Source organism: Catenulispora pinisilvae (assembly GCF_015356865.1).
Taxonomy (GTDB): Bacteria; Actinomycetota; Actinomycetes; order Streptomycetales; family Catenulisporaceae; genus Catenulispora; species Catenulispora pinisilvae.
The window spans coordinates 1-16,705 of record NZ_JAAFZA010000002.1 but is presented as its reverse complement, the minus strand read 5'-3'; the positions used below and the strand labels follow the sequence as shown (position 1 = coordinate 16,705).

The window sequence follows — 16,705 nt, the reverse complement described above, 5'->3', positions numbered from 1 at the left end:
TGCGACGGCGTTCGCGGGGCGGCTCGGGCACGGGCGCGGGCTGCGCCTCCGGCCGGTAGGAGAACTGCGGCGGGGGAGGTGTGAGCCCATCACTACTCGCACCGGCCGCACCAGTGCCCCAACCGGACGGACCCCCCTGCGACGTCCGCTGCCCGACCGGCAGCGCGGGCAGTTGCGCATGTCCGGCACCGTCGCCCGCGTCATGCTCGGTGTCGTGGTGCAACATCGGAAACCGTAGCTGCGGATGTCTGTGGGGCGGGTTCTCGGGAAGCTGCTCGTCCGGCCGGTACGGCGACCGCATCGCAGGTGGTGCCGGAGGAGGCGCGGAGTCGCCAGGACCAGCGTCCGGCCGCGCGGGCGTGAACGGGGGTCGATCACCGTCGTCATTCGGCAAGGGCATGTCATCGTGTCCCAACGTGAGACTTTCCAGGTAGCGCGAAAGCCGTCGCAGGCCGCTGCGATAGCCGGTGTCTTTGCGGACCGGAGGGCATGTGCGGCCCGAATGATGTCCCGGCCGGTCCACCACAGACATAGCCGTTCTGGGCGCCGTGGACAAGTTCGTTTCGGGATCTCCCTGACAGCTCACTCACGGTTGTGCACCGACGACGCTGAGGTCGGCTTCGCGACCGGTACAGATCCGCCCGGGTGAGTGACGGGGCCTGGTTCCGCGGTCCGAGAGCCGGGTCCCCGTAGCCGGGGCGCTGTACTTGTCCGAAATGCTGCGCTCCCGCTACTGCCCGCGGAACGCCCTTGTGCCAAGGTTGCTCCGTGATCGTTCTCTCGGACCAGCCGCATCCCTACCCGTTCGATCCGGCCTACGGGTTCGGTCTGGACGCGCTGCTTCAGGTCGGGCCGCCGTCGAATCCGCCTGCCGATTTCGCCGAGTTCTGGCGGGGCCTGTTCGAGCGGGCGTCGGCGGTGCCGATCCGGCCACAGGTTGGACCGTTGATTCGGCAGACCCGCGATGGACTGGATCTGCACACCGTCACCTTCGGCTCCGTGGGCGGGGTGCGGCTCGGCGGCTGGCTGGTCCTGCCCTCGGATGGGAAGGTCGATCGGGGTTTCGTGATCGGGCACGGGTACGGCGGACGTGACGCTCCCGATCTGGTCCTGCCCGCTTCCCGCGCGGCGGCGTTCTTCCCCGTCGCGCGGGGGCTCGGGGTGAGCAGCCTGATTCCCGGCGTCCCGTCGGTGGCCGCCGAGCACGTCCTGCACGGCATCGAGTCCCGCGACACCTATATCCACGCCGGTTGTGCTGCCGACGTGTGGTGCGCGGCGAGCGCGCTGATCGAGGCGGTGCCCGCAGCGGCTCAGCGGCTCGACTACGTCGGTGGGAGTTTCGGCGGCGGGATCGGTGCCCTGGCGCTGCCGTGGGATGCCCGCTTTCACAGCGCGCACCTCACCGTTCCGAGCTTCGGCAACCACCCGCTGCGCGTGACCTTGCCTTGCCTCGGCAGCGGCGCGGCGGTGCGCGAGCGCTACTTGGTCCACCCTGACGTGCTGGATGTCCTGGCCTATTTCGACGCCGCCACCGCGGCTCGGCACCTGCGCATTCCCGTCCAGGTCGCCGCGGCGCTGTTCGATCCGTCCGTTCCGCCGCCTGGCCAGTTCAGCGTCTACAACGGGCTGGCCGGGCCGAAGCAGCTGCACGTCCTGGCGGCCGGCCACCACGACGACTACCCCCAGGCCGCCGAGGAACAGGAGAAGCTGCTCGCAGCTCGCGCTGAATTCTTCCGCTGAACCGTCAGGCGCCGGTTCGTACGCTGACGGTGCGGGCCGGCAGGGCAACGGCCGTAGGGGCAACGGCCGCAGGGCCAACAGCCGCAGGGAAACGGCCGCAGGGCCAACAGCCGTAGGGCCAACGGCCGCAGGGTCGCCGCCCCGCCGGCGACCGGCCGCTACCAGTTCGTGAAAGCCCCGTCCCGGGACCGGAGCTGCGGCCGCTCGGCCGCCGTCGCCTGGTACTTGCGGGCCTCGATCCGGTCGATGTCGACGCCCAGGCCCGGGGCGCCGCTCAGCTCGACCCGCCCCGGGGTGATCCGCGGCCGAAGGGTGAACAGCGCGTCGGCCAGCGGCTGCGGATCCACTTGGTGTTCCTGGATCGCGGCGTTGGGGGTCGCGGCGTTGAGGTGCATCGAGGACGCCGCGGTGACGGGGCCGAGAGGGTTGTGGGTGGCCAGGCGGATGTAGCGGGCCTCGGCCATCGCCGCTATCTTGCGGGCCTCGGTGAGACCGGCGGCGATGCCGACGTCCACCCGCGCGTAGTCCACCAGGTCGTGGTCCAGGAGGCGGGCGAACTCCCACTTGGAGGCGAACTGCTCGCCGGCCGCCAGGGGGACGCCGGTGCGGGCCCGGAGCATGCGGTACGCGTCAGGGTTCTCACAGCGGATCGGGTCCTCGACGAAGAAGGGCCGGGCCGTCTCGATCTCGCGGCACAGCGTCACCGCCTCGGGCGGGTCCAGGCGGGTGTGGACGTCGAGGATGAGCTCGATCTCCTCGCCCACCGCCTCGCGCACCGCGTGGAAGAGGTCCACCGACGCCCGCAGGCAGCGCCGCTGGTCCAGGACGTCGTCCTCGTCGTGCGGTGCGGAGAACCGCAGGTGGCCCCAGCCCTGCGCCACCAGGTCGCGGCAGCGGTCCAGGAACGCCGGGCGGTCGTGGTAGATGTCGCCGACGTGCACGTAGGCGGGGATGTGGTCGCGGACCGGGCCGCCGAAGAGCTCGTAGACCGGGATGCCCAGCGACTTGCCGCGGATGTCCCACAGCGCGACGTCGACGGCGGCGATCGCCGAGGCCAGGATCCGGTCGGCCGGGTAGAAGCCGCGGCGGAACATCGTCTGCCACAGGTGCTCGATGCGGGTCGGGTCCTCGCCGACCAGCAGGCCCGCCAGGTGGTCCAGGCCGCCGGCGACGGCGCGCTGGCGGGTGCGGACCCCCACCTCCCCGATGCCGTACAGGCCCTCGTCGGTGTCGACGACGGCCAGCATCATCGAGTCGCCGTGGTCCGGCAGGGTCAGGACCTCGATGCCGGTGATCTTCATGGTGCCCCCAGGGTGAGCGCCGGGAATCGTCTCGATCAGGCTATGAAAACGTTCCCAGGAACTTTCAAAATCTCGCAGATCTGCATCATGGGCGTTCACCGTCCGGCCGCGCAAGACTCGCGGACCTCAGAGTTTTCGTGGCCGCAACCCCATTGACATATCCCGGGAACGTTCGCGAGGATCCTCGCACCGGTCGCCGGACGACGACGACCCCGACAGTGAGCAGGAGCGGCGATGACGGTGACGATCCGCGAGGTGGCCGAGGCCGCCGGGGTCTCGGTCTCGACGGTCTCGCGTGCCTTCACCGCACCGGACCAGGTGAAGCCGCTGACCCTGAAGCGAGTGCTGGAGGCCGCCGCGGCCCTGGGCTACGCGGCCAACCCCGCGGCGCGCAGCCTGCGCGGCGGCGGAACCGGCACGCTGGGCCTGATCATCCCGGACATCGCCAACCCGTTCTTCCCGCCGATCATCAAGGCGATGCAGTCCCGGGCCCGGCGGCTGGGCTACACGGTCCTGATGGCCGACTGCGACGAGCAGGAGGCCGACGAGATCGAGACGATCGCCTCGGTGTCCAAGCGGGTGGACGGCCTGGTGCTGTGGGCCTCCACGCTCAGCGAGACCCGGCTGCGCGAACTCGCCGGCCGGATCCCGATCGTCGTGGTCAACCGGGACGTTCCCGAGGTCTCGGAGGTGCGGATCTCCTTGGCCGCCGGGATCAGCCAGGCCGCCGAACACCTGCGTGCCTACGGCCACCGCAAATGCGTCTTCATCAACGCCTCCCGGCCCGAGCTGGCCCGCGGCAAGTCGATCCACGACTCCTTCGAGGCCGCCGACCTCGCGCTGACCGAGATCGGTCCCTACGAGCCGCGGTTCGAGACCGGCGTGCACGCCGCGCCGCTGATACTGGCGCACAACGCGACCGCGGTCCTGGCACACAACGACCTGGTGGCGCTCGGCGTCCTGCACCAACTCGCCAACCTCGGCGCCTCGGTACCCGGCGACGTCAGCGTCATCGGCATCGACGACACCCTGCTGGCCTCGGTCTCCACGCCGAGCCTGACCACGATCCGGATCTCCCCGGACGAGCTCGCCGTCCGCTCCGTCGAGCTGCTCACCGAGGCGATCGCCGGCCGGGAGAGCGGTGTCCCGGCGCGCGTCGTCGAGGTCGGGTCCCGGCTGGTGCCGCGCGCCTCGACCGGGCCCGCGCCGAACCGCTAGCCGCCCGCGGCTCCACCGTCGAACACAGCAAGAAACACCGAGAACAGAGCCCTTACTTCAACGATCCCTCCAGGAAGCCAAAATGGTCCGTATATCATGGTTCGTACTTATAGCGGGATGCGTCGCGACGGCGCTCACCGCCGCCGGCTGCTCGTCCTCGGCGTCCGGGTCCGGGTCCGGATCCGGCTCCATCACCCTGCACGTCCAGGGCATGCCGCCGGCCACCGACCGGGCCGGCACCGCGCAGTTCCAGCAGATGGTCGCCGACTTCGAGAAGGCGAACCCCGGCATCAAGGTCCAGGGGTCGACGAACGTCTACGACCCGATGACCTTCTCGGCCAAGCTCGCCGCGCGCACCGTCGAGGACGTCATCAAGGTGCCGCTCACCGAGCCGCAGCGGCTGATCGCCCAGGGCCAGGTGCGCTCGATCACTGGCCAACTCCAGGCCTGGGACCACTACAAGGAGTTCAACCCGCAGATCCTGGCTCCGCTCAGCGACGCCGGCGGCCAGGTCTACGGAGTTCCGCAGAACCCTTACGCCCAGGGCCTGATGTACAACCGCGCGCTGTTCACCGCCGCCGGACTGGACCCGGACAAGCCGCCGACGACGTGGGACCAGGTCCGCACCGACGCCGCCGCGATCGCCAAGAAGACCGGCAAGGCCGGGTTCGTCGCGGAGTCCAAGGACAACCAGGGCGGCTGGCAGCTCACGATGATGACCTACGCCTTCGGCGGCGACATCGAGGACAAGACCGGCGGCAAGTACGTCTCAGCCTTCGACGACGCGCCCACGAAGGACGCCCTGAACCTGCTGAAGTCCATGCGCTGGAGTGATAACTCCATGGGCGCCTCCCAGCTGAACAACCAGACCGACGTGGTCAAGGCGTTCGCGGCCGGCCAGATCGGCATGTTCCTGGGCTCCCCGGGCACCTACCGGCTGGCCAAGATGACCTACGGCATGACCGACACCGCCTCGTTCGGCGCGGCGGCGATGCCGCAGGCCGGCGGCGGGGCGACGCTCACCGGCTCGGACGTCTACATGGTGCCCAAGTCGGTCGACGCCAAGCACGCCGACGCCGCCGCGAAGTGGCTGATCTTCGCCTACGCCCTGCCCGCCTACGACACCACGGCCGCCGCCGAGCAGGCCAAGACGCTCGCCGCCGATCCCAAGGCCGCGGTCGGCGTGCCGACGCTGCCGGTCTTCGACGCGGCCCGGCAAGCCCAGATCGCCGACGCCGTCAAGCCGTACGTCAACGTCGACCTGTCCCACTTCACGCCCTACAGCAGCAGTCTGGCGGCGCTGAAGCTCCGTCCCGAGCCCGAGTTCGAGGCGCAGAAGGTCTACGCGGTCCTGGACACCGTGATGCAGGCGGTGCTCACCGACAAGGGCGCCGACGTGGACAGCCTGCTGGCCGCCGCGCACAAGTCCGTCGACGCGACCCTGTCCGCGGACCAGAAGTAGCCCGCGATGAGCCTGCTCACTCAGAACCGGCCGCCCACTGCCTCGCGGCGCCGTCCTCTCGCCGGGCTCGCCGCACGGCGGCGCGGCCTGGAGACCCGGCGCCAGATCGCCGGCTGGCTGTTCCTGTTGCCGGCGCTGGTGATCTTCGGCCTGTTCGCCTGGTGGCCGATCGTGCGCGGCTTCACCCTGGCCTTCCAGCGCACCAACCTCGTGGACCCGGCGCAGTGGGTCGGGTTCGACAACTTCCGCGCGGTGCTGGACGACCCGCTGGCGGCCACCGCGGTGAAGAACACCGCGATCTACGTCGGACTGGCCCTGGCGATCGGCTTCCCCGCACCGCTGATCCTGGCGTCGGTGATGTCCACGGTCCGGCGCGGCGCGGGCCTGTACCGCTTCCTGGTCTACCTGCCGGTGGTCATCCCGCCGACGGTGGCGATCCTGCTGTGGAAGTGGTTCTACGATCCGGGCTCAGGGCTCTTCAACAGCCTGCTGGGGAAGGTCGGGCTCGGGCCCTACCCGTGGCTGGACTCCCCGCACACCGCACTGGCCTCGCTGGTCCTGGAGTCCACCTGGGCCGGGATGGGCGGCGCCGTCCTGATCTACCTGGCGGCGATGGCCGGCATACCCGGGGAGCTGTACGAGGCCGCCGAGATGGACGGCTCCGGGGTCTGGCGGCGGATCTGGCACGTGATGCTGCCGCAGCTGCGGCCGGTGATCGGGCTGCTGCTGCTGGTCCAGCTGATCAGCACGATCCAGGTCTTCACCGAGCCCTACCTGTTCACCGGCGGCGGACCGCAGAACGCGACCATGACCGTCCTGCTCTTGATCTTCCGCTATGCCTTCCAGAACGGCGAGTACGGCCAGGCCGCGGCGCTGACCACGCTGATGGTGCTGACCCTGGCCGTGTTGTCCGCGGTGTACCTGCGGGCCACCCGGAGTTGGAGCCGCACATGACCTCCCCCACCGCTTTCCCGACCACGTTCATCGCCTCCGGGCGCCAGGGCCCGGCGGCCCGCGCCGCCACCCGCTCGATCCAGGCCGCCACCCTGATCCTGTTGCTGGCGGCCGGGATCGGCCCGCTGTACTGGATGATCAAGGGCGCGGTCTCGCCGCCGGCGCAGACCGTCGCGCACCCGCTGGCGGTGTGGCCGGGCCAGGCCCGGTTCGCCAACTTCTCCACCGCGTTCCACGAACTCGGCATCGGGCACTACCTGCTCAATACCCTGATCGTGGTGAGCGGTTCCTGGGCCGTGCAGCTGTTCGTCTCGGTGACCGCCGGCTTCGCGCTGTCGGTGCTGCGGCCCAGGTTCGGCAAGGTCGTCTACGCGATGATCCTGGCGACGATGTTCGTCCCCTACACCGTGAACCTGGTCAGCCTGTTCCTGACGATCATCGACGTCCCGATCATCCACGTGGACCTGGCCGACACCTACTGGGCGCTGTGGCTGCCGGCCGGCGCGAGCGCGTTCACCGTGCTGCTGGCCAAGCAGTTCTTCGACTCCCTGCCCCGGGAGCTGTTCGACGCGGCCCACGTCGACGGCTGCTCGACCCGGCACCTGCTGACCAAGATCGTGCTGCCGATGAGCCGGCCGGTCCTGGCGGTCATCAGCCTGTTGGCGGTGACGCACAGCTGGAAGGAGTTCGTCTGGCCGCTGGTGGCGCTCACCGATCCAACGAAGCAGCCGATCTCGGTGGCGCTGTCCCAGCTGTCCGGGCAGGCGCCGCAGGACCAGCTCATCGCGGCCATGGTCATGGCCGCCGCGCCGCCGATCGTCGTCTTCGCCGTGTTCCAGCGGCAGATCGTCGCCGGACTCGGGTTCACCGGCGTCAAGGGCTGACCCGCCGGCCCGCCGGCGGTCGTCCGGACAGTGCGGACCGACCAGATAGCGCAAAAGCTCGTCCCTCGTATCGCCATCGAAAGAGAAAGGCACCACGATGTCACTTTCGCGCCGCAGATTCGTCCAGGGAACCGCCGTGGCCACCGGGACGGCGCTGCTGACCCCGGCGGTCGCCCAGAGCGCGCAGGCCGCCGGATCGGTCACGGTCTCGGCGGCGGGCGTCACGCTCGTCGGGCAGACCGACGGCAGCCTGCTGATCCAGGACGGAGCCGGAGGCGACCGGGTCCTGGTCCCGTACTTCATGCTCAAGGACTCGGTCCTCGGGCAGCAGCGCACCTTCGGCGGCACGCCGACCCTGATCACCCTGGCCGACGGGCGTTCGGCGATCCAGATGGCCTACGTCCTGAGCAGCGCGGCGCCGGGCGTCACGGTGACCGGCGTCTTCGCGGCGAAGCCGAACCAGGCCGAGCTGTCCTGGACGGTGGCCGGATCCAGCACCCTGACACCCACCGGGTTCATGGTCGGGCGCACCGTCTCGGCTTCCACCGCCGCCGAGACCTACGAGCCGGTGACCGTGTGGAACCGCGACACCGGCGGCGGCGTCCCGTACGAGACCAACGCCGGCGTGACCTACGTCGAGACGTGGGCTGACATGCAAGGGTTCTTCTATCTCGCCGCGACCACCCCGGCCTACACGAACGCGACCTGGATGCACGCGCCGGGCACGTCCACGGGCTCTGATTCGGCGGCCACCTCGGCGACCCTGGTCCTGGGCGGAACCCGGCCGCGCTCGGCGGGGGCGATCGCCACCGGTGCCGCTCTGGGCGTGGACGCCTGGACCGACCAGCCGTTCAACCTGTGGAACACCCCGGGCGCGGCGATGACGCTCAACGCCCAGGTCGCCAACGGGAGCGCGGCGTCGCAGCCGGTGACCGTCACCTGGTTCGCCAAGGACTTCGCCGGGCAGCAGCTCGCCGGCGGGACTCTGAGCACGACCATCGCGGCCGGCGCGGTCTGGAACGGCTCCTTCCCGGTCACCGGCCCCGCGCAGGGCATCGTGTTCACCGAGGTGCAGGCCGTCGCCGGATCGGCCTCCGCGTTCGCCCGGACGAACCTCGCCGTGCTGCCCGACTTCGCCTACCAGGGCGGATCGACGTCGATGTTCGGCCTGGCGAACTATCCGTGGCTGCTCAAGCCGAATCAGGCTGCCGTTCTCGGGCTGCTGAAGACCATGGGCATCAAGTGGATCCGGAACGCCTACAGCGGCGCTCCCGGCATCGACACCGCGACGCTGGACGCCAACGGGATCCTGCACAACGTCGAACTCGGCGCCATCCCCTTGAACGGGACCGCCGCGCAGATCTCGGCCTGGGCCGACGCCTCGGTCGCGACCTGTACGAGCTCGGGCGCCAAGCACTTCGAGGTCGGCAACGAACTGAATCAGCCCTGGATGTCGGGCCAGGGCGCGGACGTGTATGTCCGCGGCGGCCTCCAGCCGATCCACGACCGGCTCACGGCCGCCGGATCCGCGGTGAAGGTCTCCAACTGCGGTCTGGGCGGCATGGACTACAACTGGACCGCGAACTTCTACGCCGCCGGCGGCTGGCCGCTGATCGACGCCTTCGCCATCCACCCCGGACGCGGCAACTTCACCGCCGACTACGCGCCGGACCCGTCCACCTGGACGCAGGGCGGCACCGGCACCTACTGGAACTTCTACGGCGCGGTGACCAAGGCCCGCCAGATCGTCGACACCTACGGCGGCGGCAAGGCGCTGTGGCTGACGGAGGCCTACGCGCCGACCCGCCCGAACGTGTGGTGGAGCGACACCTACCGGACCGCCGCCGAGAACATCGTCCTGAGCCTCGCGCTGGCCAAGGTCCAGGGTGTCGAGCTGGTGCAGTGGTATCAGCTCCACGACTCGACGATCCACCACCCGCAGGAGGCCGACCCGACGGACGTGGAGTACCACTCCGGTCTGATGATGCGGGACACCAGCCCGAAGCCGTCGATGCTGGCGTACGCGACCGTCGCCCGAGCGCTGGACCAGGCGACCTTCCTGCGCCCTCTGAGCTTCTCCGATCCGCTGATCAAGGGTCTGGTGTTCACGACGCCGAACGGCCCGGTGTCGATCCTGTGGTCCCGGCACGACGGCTATGTGCTGAACGCGGACCACGGCACTGGGACCGGTTACGCCACCCCCGAGGCCTGGACCGACGTCTGGCCGACCAAGACCCAGGTCAGCGTGCACGCGGGAACCGCGAGCGGCACTGTCACCGTGGCCGACTGCATCGGACGGCAGAGCACGCTCCGAGCCTCGAACTACGCCGCCACCCTGACCCTGGACGGCGCGCCCCGGATCGTCTGGGGCCTGGCCGCCAACGCCGACTGGAAGACGAGTTAGGACGCGTCGGAATCATGCGCAGCGAGAACGTACGGCACGACATCACCATCGTCGGCGGCGGCCTGGCCGGGACCTGCGCGGCGATCGCCGCGGCCCGGCTCGGCGCCTCCGTCGCCCTGGTCACCAACCGCCCGGTGCTCGGCGGCAACTCCAGCAGCGAGGTGCGGGTGTGGGTGGTCGGGGCCACCGGGCACGGCAAGAACCACTTCGCCCGCGAAGGCGGGATCATGGGGGAGCTGTTCGTCGAGAATCAGTACCGGAACATCGACGGGAACCCCTACATCTGGGACGCGCTACTGTTGGATCTGGTGCGGGCCGAGGCGGGGATCAGTCTGTATCTGAACACTGATGTGCGGGAGGTTGAGGCCGCGGATGTCGGTGACAGCGGTGATTTGCACGAGCGTCGCATCAGTGCACTGACCGGCTGGACGATGGGCTCGGAGCGGTTGATCCGCTTCGAGAGCGACGTCTTCCTGGACTGCACCGGCGACGGGCTCGTCGGCTTCCTCGCCGGAGCGAAGCACCGGATCGGCCGGGAGGCGCGCTCGGAATACGGCGAGGACTGGGCCCCGGAGGTCGCCGACGACGTCACCCTCGGCTCGACGCTGCTGTTCTACACCAAGGACGCCGGGCACCCGGTCGCGTTCGTGCCGCCGTCGTTCGCGAAGGACATCAGCAAGACCTCGATCCCCGAGCGCCGCATCATCAAGGCCGGCGACAACGGCTGCGCGTACTGGTGGATCGAGTTCGGCGGCGAGCTGGACACCGTCCACGACAACGAGGCGATCCGGGACGAGCTGTGGTCGGTGGTCTACGGGATCTGGGACCACATCAAGAACTCCGGGAAGTTCGACGCCGAGACGATGACCCTGGAGTGGGTCGGCTCGATCCCCGGCAAACGCGAGTACCGGCGCTTCCTCGGCGACCACGTCCTGACGCAGGGGGACATCCTCGGGCAGACGGAGTTCGACGACCGTGTCGCGTTCGGCGGCTGGTCGATCGACCTGCATCCGGCGCGGGGCATGTACGCCGCGGAGGACGGTGCCAAGCAGCGCTTCGCCGACGGCGTCTATCACATCCCGTACCGGTCGCTGTACTCGGCGAATGTCAGCAACCTGCTGTTCGCCGGGCGGGACATCTCGGCGAGCCACGTGGCGTTCGGGTCCACGCGGGTGATGGCGACCTGCGCGACGCTGGGTCAGGCGGCGGGGACGGCCGCGGCGCTGTGCGCGGCTGAGGGCGTTTCGCCGAGCGGGCTGGACGTGGCGGCGCTGCAACGAACGCTGCTGCGGCAGGACGCCTCGGTGGTCGGGATCGCTCTCGACGATCCGGACGACCATGCGGCGCGCGGGACGGTGACGGCGTCGTCGACGATGACGCGGCTGGCGTCCGGCATGCCCGACTCCCCGGCGCCGACCACGTCCTGGCCGCTGGCCGCCGACGCCGGCATCGTGCTGCCGGTCGATCCGGCGCTCGACGAATTCTCGCTCCTGGTCGATGCGACGCAGGATACTGAGTTGATCGTCGAACTCTACGATCCGGAGCTCGGGCAGAACTATGTGCCCCGGAAACTGGTCGACACGGTGCGCTTGGCTGTTCCGGCTGGGACGCAGCAGTGGGTGAAGACCGGCCTGAGCTGGTCGCCGGAGTCGCCCCGCAACGCCTTCCTCGTGGTGAATGCCAATCCGGACGTCTCGTTGCGTGTCTCGGAACTGGGCGTTCCCGGCGTGCTCTGCCTGAGCCGTATCCCGTTGCGGCCCAAGGACGAGGCGCCGCAGCTGCTTCGGGAATGGACGGACACGGACCTGCGCCACCGGGTCTTCTCCTTCGATGCCGGAAGCACCGCGGCCTTCGCTCCGGCGAAGTCAGTGGACGGATACGCACGGCCGTTCGGCGGCCCGCACATGTGGGTCGGCGAGCCGGACGGCCCGCAGTGGCTTCAAGTGGCTTGGCCCGAGCCGGTCCCGGTGGCGCGGATCGAGGTCGTCCTGGACGACGACGTGGACGAGGACCTCATCAACCTGCACCACCACCGCACCCCGGAGCCGGTGATGCCGACGCTGGTCCGCGACTACCGCGTGGAGCTCAGGACGGCGGATGGGCAGTGGGAGACCGTCGCCCGGGTCGCTGGGAACCGGCGTCGTCGCAACGTCCACGTCCTGGGGGGTCCAGGGCCGGAGACGACGGGCCGCACGACCTCGGCGGTACGGATCGTCGTGGAGTCCACCAACGGCGCGCCGTCGGCCCATGTGGTCGCGGTTCGCGTCTACTGACAGCGCGGAGCACAGGAACAGGCCATGACAGAACACGTACTCGTCACCGGGGCGGCAGGACGGATCGGCCGCGCCGTCCTGGCCCACCTCGCCGACCGCGGCGTCGCGGCCACCGCACTGGTCCTGGCGGACCCGGGCGACCTCACGGCCCGGCACGTCGTCGTCGGCGACGCGGCCGACCCGGCGACCGTCCGCGAAGCCCTGCACGGCGTCGACGCGGTCATCCACCTGGCGGCGATCCCCACCCCGGAGCGCAACACCCCGCAGGAGGTCTTCGGCACGAACACGATGGCCACCCTCACCGTCCTGGAGGAGGCCGGACACGCGGGCATCCACCATGCCTGCCTCGCCAGTTCTTACGGCGTCACCGGCCTGCCCTGGTCCGTCACCGACGCGCACCCGCCGTACCTTCCCGTGGACGAGGCGATGCCCCCGCAAGTCAGCGACTCATACGGGCTTTCGAAGCAGACTGACGAACTCATCGCGCAGATGGCAGCGCGCCGCCACGGGATGAGCGTCGTCTGTCTGCGCTACCCGTTCGTCGGGGACCACGAGCGCCTCGCCGCCCGAGCCCGGCAGCTCTCGGAGAACCCGGCAGCCGGCGCCGCCGAACTCTGGACCTATCTCGACGTCCGCGACGCGGCGCGCGCCGCACTCCTCGCCCTCGCAGTCCCCGGCCCCGGCGCACCCGCCGTCCATCTGTGCGCGCCGGACACCCTCTCCCGGCAACCGACCTCGGACCTCATCGCCCGCTTCCACCCGGGCGTCGAGCTCCGTGCGGCGATCCGCGGGCGGCAGGCGGCGATCCGCACCGCGGCCGCGGAGCAGCTGCTTGGCTTCGTGCCCGAGTGGCTCTTCGAGCTTTAGCGGTTGCGAGAGCTTCAGCGGTTGCCAGGGCTTTAGCGGTTGCGACGTGAACCCGGTCGGCTCGCCGGCGGCGTTCGGCCCGCGCGCAGACCGGCGCGGTGCCCGAGCCTGTCATCACGGTGCCGCCTTGAGGCCGTCAGCGCTGCATGATGCCGTGCTCAAGGTGCGCAGAGGAGATGTCTGCGTGTTCCGTGTCGAAGTCCACGGCATCGAACCCGCCCTCCGGATCCGTGTAGAGACGGATCGCGAGAACGTCCGGCGAGGCGAGTTCGACCAACTCGCCGATGAATCCGGATCCCGGCTCACGTCCGGCGAGAACCAGACCCGGCCCTCGGAGACCGCGACGAGTCGGGTGGACACCACCGCGGGCGAACGCCGTCGCCACCGTGAGCAACTCGGGCCCGGCTGCCGCCAGCACGGTGCACTCATCGGATCCGAGCTCGACCAGTGCCACGTGGTCGACTTCGCAGACGTGCCGCACCGCATCGGCGACCGTGGCCAGGCTCGGCCGTCCCGCGAGCAACGCGACAAGGCGTTCGGACAGTGCCTGCCCCATCGTCATCTCGCAAATGTCCTCGACGCCGGTCATCATATGACCGCCGAGGGCGGCAGCCAATGAAGCGCAACGCCGCCCACCATGTCGAACAGGTTGCTGTGGTCGGTTGAACGGATTGGTGCCGCCGACGGTGGCCTGACCGTCGCGGGGAAGATGCTTGACCGGCGACACGGCACGCGCGCCACCGGACGCCGCCGATCCCGCGCTCACCGTGGAGCCCGACCCGCCCGTACCCGCGGTCGCAGCCACCGTCGTCACGCCGGCCCCGACCGCGACGACCGCCAGCGCGCTGCCCGCGATGCCGAGACCGCGGACCCGCAACCGTCGGCGTGCACTCGCCAGCACATCGGCCGTTGAGAACGGTGCCTTCGGCCCCGATCCCGGCGCCGTACCCAGGTTCATCAATTCCGTGAGATGGTCTTCGAACGAAGGGTTCTGTCCGGTCGCAGACCGATCACCGAGCTGAGGCATTGTGATGCGCCCAGCGGCCCAGCGGCCCAGCAGCCCGGCGGCTCAGCCGCTCAACGGCCCAGCGGCTTAACGGAGGGGCCGGAAGAATTCTCTAACGTCGGCAACGAGAAGGTCGGGTGCTTCCATGGCGGCGAAGTGCCCGCCGCGGTCGAACTCGGTCCAGTGCACGATGTTGTGTTGGGACTCGGCGATGCTTCTGATGGTGATGTCCATGGGAAAGACCGCGACCCCGGTGGGGACCGCGGATGGTTCGTGCGCCTGTCCCCAGCTTTTCGCGCCTTCGTAGTACAGGCGGGCGGAGGACCCCGCAGTCGCGGTCAGCCAGTAGATGCTGACGTCGGTGAGGAGGCGGTCACGGTCGACGGCGTCCTCGGGGAGTTCGGCGGCGGGGTCGGTCCACTCCTTGAACTTCTCGACGATCCAGGCGAGCTGACCGACGGGGGAGTCGGTCAGCGCGTAGGCGAGCGTCTGGGGCCGGGTGGACTGGATGCTGGCGTAGCCGGCCATCTCGTTCTGCCAGCGTTGCATGAGCTTCAGCCGCCCCTGATCGGCGTCACTCAGATTGTCGAGCTGTCCGGAGGGGAAGGTCAGCAGGTTGTTGACATGGATGCCGACGAGGTGCTCCGGGTCGATGTGTCCCAGCTCGGGGGAGACTAGCGCGCCGGTGTCACCGCCTTGGGCGCCGTAGCGCTCGTATCCGAGCCGCCGCATCAGCTCCGCCCATGCGCGGGCAACACGGACTGTGTTCCATCCGGTCTCGTGTGTGGGGCCGGAGAATCCGAAGCCTGGGATCGAAGGGGCGATGACGTGGAAGGCGTCGGCCGGATCGCCGCCGTGGGCGGCCGGGTCGACGAGCGGGCCGATGATGTCGAGGAACTCGGCGATCGAACCGGGCCAGCCGTGGGTGATGAGTAGCGGGAGCGCCGCGGGCTCTGGGGACCGCACGTGGAGGAAGTGGATGTTCTGGTCGTCGATGACGGTCGTGAACTGCGCGAACTCGTTCAGGGCGGCCTCCTGGCCGCGCCAGTCGTAGGCGGTGGCCCAGTACTCGGCCAGACCTTTCAGGTAGTCCAGCGGGACGCCCAGGTCCCAGCCCACGCCGGGCAGTTCGTCGGGCCAGCGGGTGCGCCCGAGGCGGTCTTGGAGGTCATCGAGCGCGCCCTGGGGGATGTCGATGCGGTAGGGGCTGATCTTGTCGTCGAGGGCCATACAGAACACGGTAGCGGCGATCTAGGTATGGATCGTTCCTAGTTCCGTGTCATTCTTGGGATGTGCTCGAAACTTCGGCTCGCCTGCTCCGTCTTCTGTCGTTGTTCCAAAGCCGCCGCGACTGGACCGGCGCCGAGCTCGCCGAGCGCCTCGGCGTCACCACTCGGACGGTGCGCAACGACGTCGAGCGATTGCGCCGGCTGGGCTACCAGGTCGACGGAACCGAAGGGGCGGCCGGCGGCTATCGGCTCGGATCGAGCGCCGTCATCCCACCCCTGCTTCTCGACGATGACGAGGCGGTGGCCGTGACCGTCGGGTTGCGCAGCGCGGCCGGCGGCTCGGTCGGCGGGATCGAAGAAGCGTCGGTCCGCGCCCTGGCGAAGATGCACCAACTGCTTCCGGCCCCTCTTCGGCGACGCGTGAGCGCGCTTGAGGCGTTTTCCGTGCACGCATCCGCTTCCGGTCCGACCGTCGATGCCGACATACTCACGGCACTCGCCAGCGCCTGCCGAGACCAGGAACAGATACGCATCGACTACCGCCGTCACGACGGCACCGAGAGCAGCCGTGCCATCGAGCCCCACCGGCTCGTCAACGCCGGACGATGCTGGTACCTCCTCGCCTGGGACACCGGCCGAGAGGCCTGGCGCAGCTTCAGGGTCGATCGGATCCGTCTGCGACCGAACCACACCGGGCGCCGATTCGCCCAGCGTCAGCTCCCTGACGACGACCCGGCGGCGTACGTCATCAGGGGCGTCAGTATGGCGTGGCCTTACCGGGTCACAGTCATCGCTCATGCGAACGCCGAGACCATCCTCACCCGGCTACCGGGGCAACTCGTGGTCGAGCCGATCGACGAGCACAGCTGCCGGGTCGAGCTCAGTTCAGATACCCCTCAGGTGCTTGCCGCATGGCTGGGAGCGCTGGGTGTCGACTTCGACATCGAGAATCCGGAACGACATCCGGAGCTCGTCGAGCACCTCAGGCAGACAGGCGAAAGATACCGACGCGCGGCCGCAGGCGGAAGCTAGACGATTGATTCCTGGGGGTACCGGCGCGAAACGGCACGCAGCCTCTGGCTGCCAAGGGCACAGTAGCGGCGCCTGGCCGCCCCGGCCGGCCACCCGAAGCCAACCAGGGCTGAGTGCGGCCGTCCGGGGCGCACAGTGTTTCGCTGCCGCGGCCAGGAGGGCCTTGCCCTAAGCCGTTTCGCAAGGACTGCTTGTCAGCCGTGGTCCTGCTAGTGCGGTGGCCGGATTGGTTCACCGGGTTGGTGGTGTGGTCACCTGTTGGACGAGAGTCGGGTGCGGAGGCCGCCGGTCGTGTACGGGGTTTAAAGGCGTTGTTGAGAAATCGGCAGATTTCG

At 69.6% G+C, this 16,705-nt stretch carries 12 protein-coding genes; 9 read left to right on the top strand and 3 right to left on the bottom strand.

The features are described from left to right. The first annotated feature begins 768 nt into the window (after nt 1-768). Nucleotides 769-1,740 carry an acetylxylan esterase gene (locus IZR01_RS00805; protein ID WP_323746060.1) on the top strand — a complete coding sequence of 324 codons (972 nt, stop codon included), beginning with the start codon at nt 769-771 and terminating at the stop codon, nt 1,738-1,740. A 158-nt stretch (nt 1,741-1,898) separates the two neighbouring features. Here IZR01_RS00805 and IZR01_RS00800 read toward each other — a convergent pair whose 3' ends face one another. Further along, nucleotides 1,899-3,041, bottom strand: a complete 1,143-nt coding sequence (locus IZR01_RS00800) for a mandelate racemase/muconate lactonizing enzyme family protein (protein ID WP_194922495.1) — start codon at nt 3,039-3,041, stop codon at nt 1,899-1,901. A gap of 234 nt (nt 3,042-3,275) precedes the next feature. On the opposite strand from IZR01_RS00800, the gene IZR01_RS00795 reads away from it, so the two are divergent. The 7 genes from IZR01_RS00795 (at nt 3,276) to IZR01_RS00765 (ending at nt 13,103) form a co-directional block, all read left to right on the top strand. Next, on the top strand, nt 3,276-4,259 hold the full coding sequence (locus IZR01_RS00795; RefSeq protein WP_194922494.1) for a LacI family DNA-binding transcriptional regulator: 984 nt from the start codon (nt 3,276-3,278) through the stop codon (nt 4,257-4,259). Nucleotides 4,260-4,341: 82 nt separating this feature from the next. After that, complete coding sequence (locus tag IZR01_RS00790) at nt 4,342-5,721, top strand: ABC transporter substrate-binding protein (protein WP_194922493.1); 1,380 nt, start codon at nt 4,342-4,344, stop codon at nt 5,719-5,721. Between the two features lie 6 nt (nt 5,722-5,727). Next, entirely contained in the window at nt 5,728-6,675 is a 948-nt protein-coding gene (locus IZR01_RS00785) for a carbohydrate ABC transporter permease (RefSeq protein ID WP_194891278.1), read from the top strand. Continuing rightward, nucleotides 6,672-7,559, top strand: coding sequence for a carbohydrate ABC transporter permease (locus tag IZR01_RS00780; protein ID WP_194922492.1), 888 nt, complete (start codon nt 6,672-6,674; stop codon nt 7,557-7,559). Before IZR01_RS00785 ends, IZR01_RS00780 begins: the two co-directional genes overlap by 4 nt. A 136-nt stretch (nt 7,560-7,695) precedes the next feature. Next, nucleotides 7,696-9,963, top strand: coding sequence for a hypothetical protein (locus IZR01_RS00775; protein WP_228558755.1), 2,268 nt, complete (start codon nt 7,696-7,698; stop codon nt 9,961-9,963). 14 nt (nt 9,964-9,977) lie between these two features. Then, a complete protein-coding gene (locus tag IZR01_RS00770) occupies nt 9,978-12,236 on the top strand; it encodes an FAD-dependent oxidoreductase (RefSeq protein WP_194922490.1) in 2,259 nt (752 codons plus the stop codon). A gap of 24 nt (nt 12,237-12,260) precedes the next feature. Continuing rightward, nucleotides 12,261-13,103, top strand: coding sequence for an NAD-dependent epimerase/dehydratase family protein (locus tag IZR01_RS00765; RefSeq protein ID WP_194922489.1), 843 nt, complete (start codon nt 12,261-12,263; stop codon nt 13,101-13,103). A gap of 136 nt (nt 13,104-13,239) precedes the next feature. Here IZR01_RS00765 and IZR01_RS00760 read toward each other — a convergent pair whose 3' ends face one another. Next, entirely contained in the window at nt 13,240-13,830 is a 591-nt protein-coding gene (locus IZR01_RS00760) for a hypothetical protein (RefSeq protein WP_194922488.1), read from the bottom strand. A 366-nt stretch (nt 13,831-14,196) separates the two neighbouring features. Then, nucleotides 14,197-15,339 (bottom strand): epoxide hydrolase family protein, encoded by a 1,143-nt coding sequence (locus IZR01_RS00755; protein ID WP_194922487.1) that lies wholly within the window; start codon nt 15,337-15,339, stop codon nt 14,197-14,199. Between the two features lie 62 nt (nt 15,340-15,401). On the opposite strand from IZR01_RS00755, the gene IZR01_RS00750 reads away from it, so the two are divergent. Beyond that, nucleotides 15,402-16,370 (top strand): helix-turn-helix transcriptional regulator, encoded by a 969-nt coding sequence (locus tag IZR01_RS00750; protein ID WP_194922486.1) that lies wholly within the window; start codon nt 15,402-15,404, stop codon nt 16,368-16,370. Nucleotides 16,371-16,705: the final 335 nt, after the last annotated feature.

Bases quoted from the DNA above. Each gene is read 5' to 3' on its own strand.
- IZR01_RS00755 (WP_194922487.1), bottom strand. From the start codon at position 15,339: ATGGCCCTCGACGACAAGATCAGCCCCTACCGCATCGACATCCCCCAG.
- IZR01_RS00770 (WP_194922490.1), top strand. From the start codon at position 9,978: ATGCGCAGCGAGAACGTACGGCACGACATCACCATCGTCGGCGGCGGC.
- IZR01_RS00795 (WP_194922494.1), top strand. From the start codon at position 3,276: ATGACGGTGACGATCCGCGAGGTGGCCGAGGCCGCCGGGGTCTCGGTC.
- IZR01_RS00785 (WP_194891278.1), top strand. From the start codon at position 5,728: ATGAGCCTGCTCACTCAGAACCGGCCGCCCACTGCCTCGCGGCGCCGT.
- IZR01_RS00800 (WP_194922495.1), bottom strand. From the start codon at position 3,041: ATGAAGATCACCGGCATCGAGGTCCTGACCCTGCCGGACCACGGCGAC.
- IZR01_RS00765 (WP_194922489.1), top strand. From the start codon at position 12,261: ATGACAGAACACGTACTCGTCACCGGGGCGGCAGGACGGATCGGCCGC.
- IZR01_RS00790 (WP_194922493.1), top strand. From the start codon at position 4,342: ATGGTCCGTATATCATGGTTCGTACTTATAGCGGGATGCGTCGCGACG.
- IZR01_RS00780 (WP_194922492.1), top strand. From the start codon at position 6,672: ATGACCTCCCCCACCGCTTTCCCGACCACGTTCATCGCCTCCGGGCGC.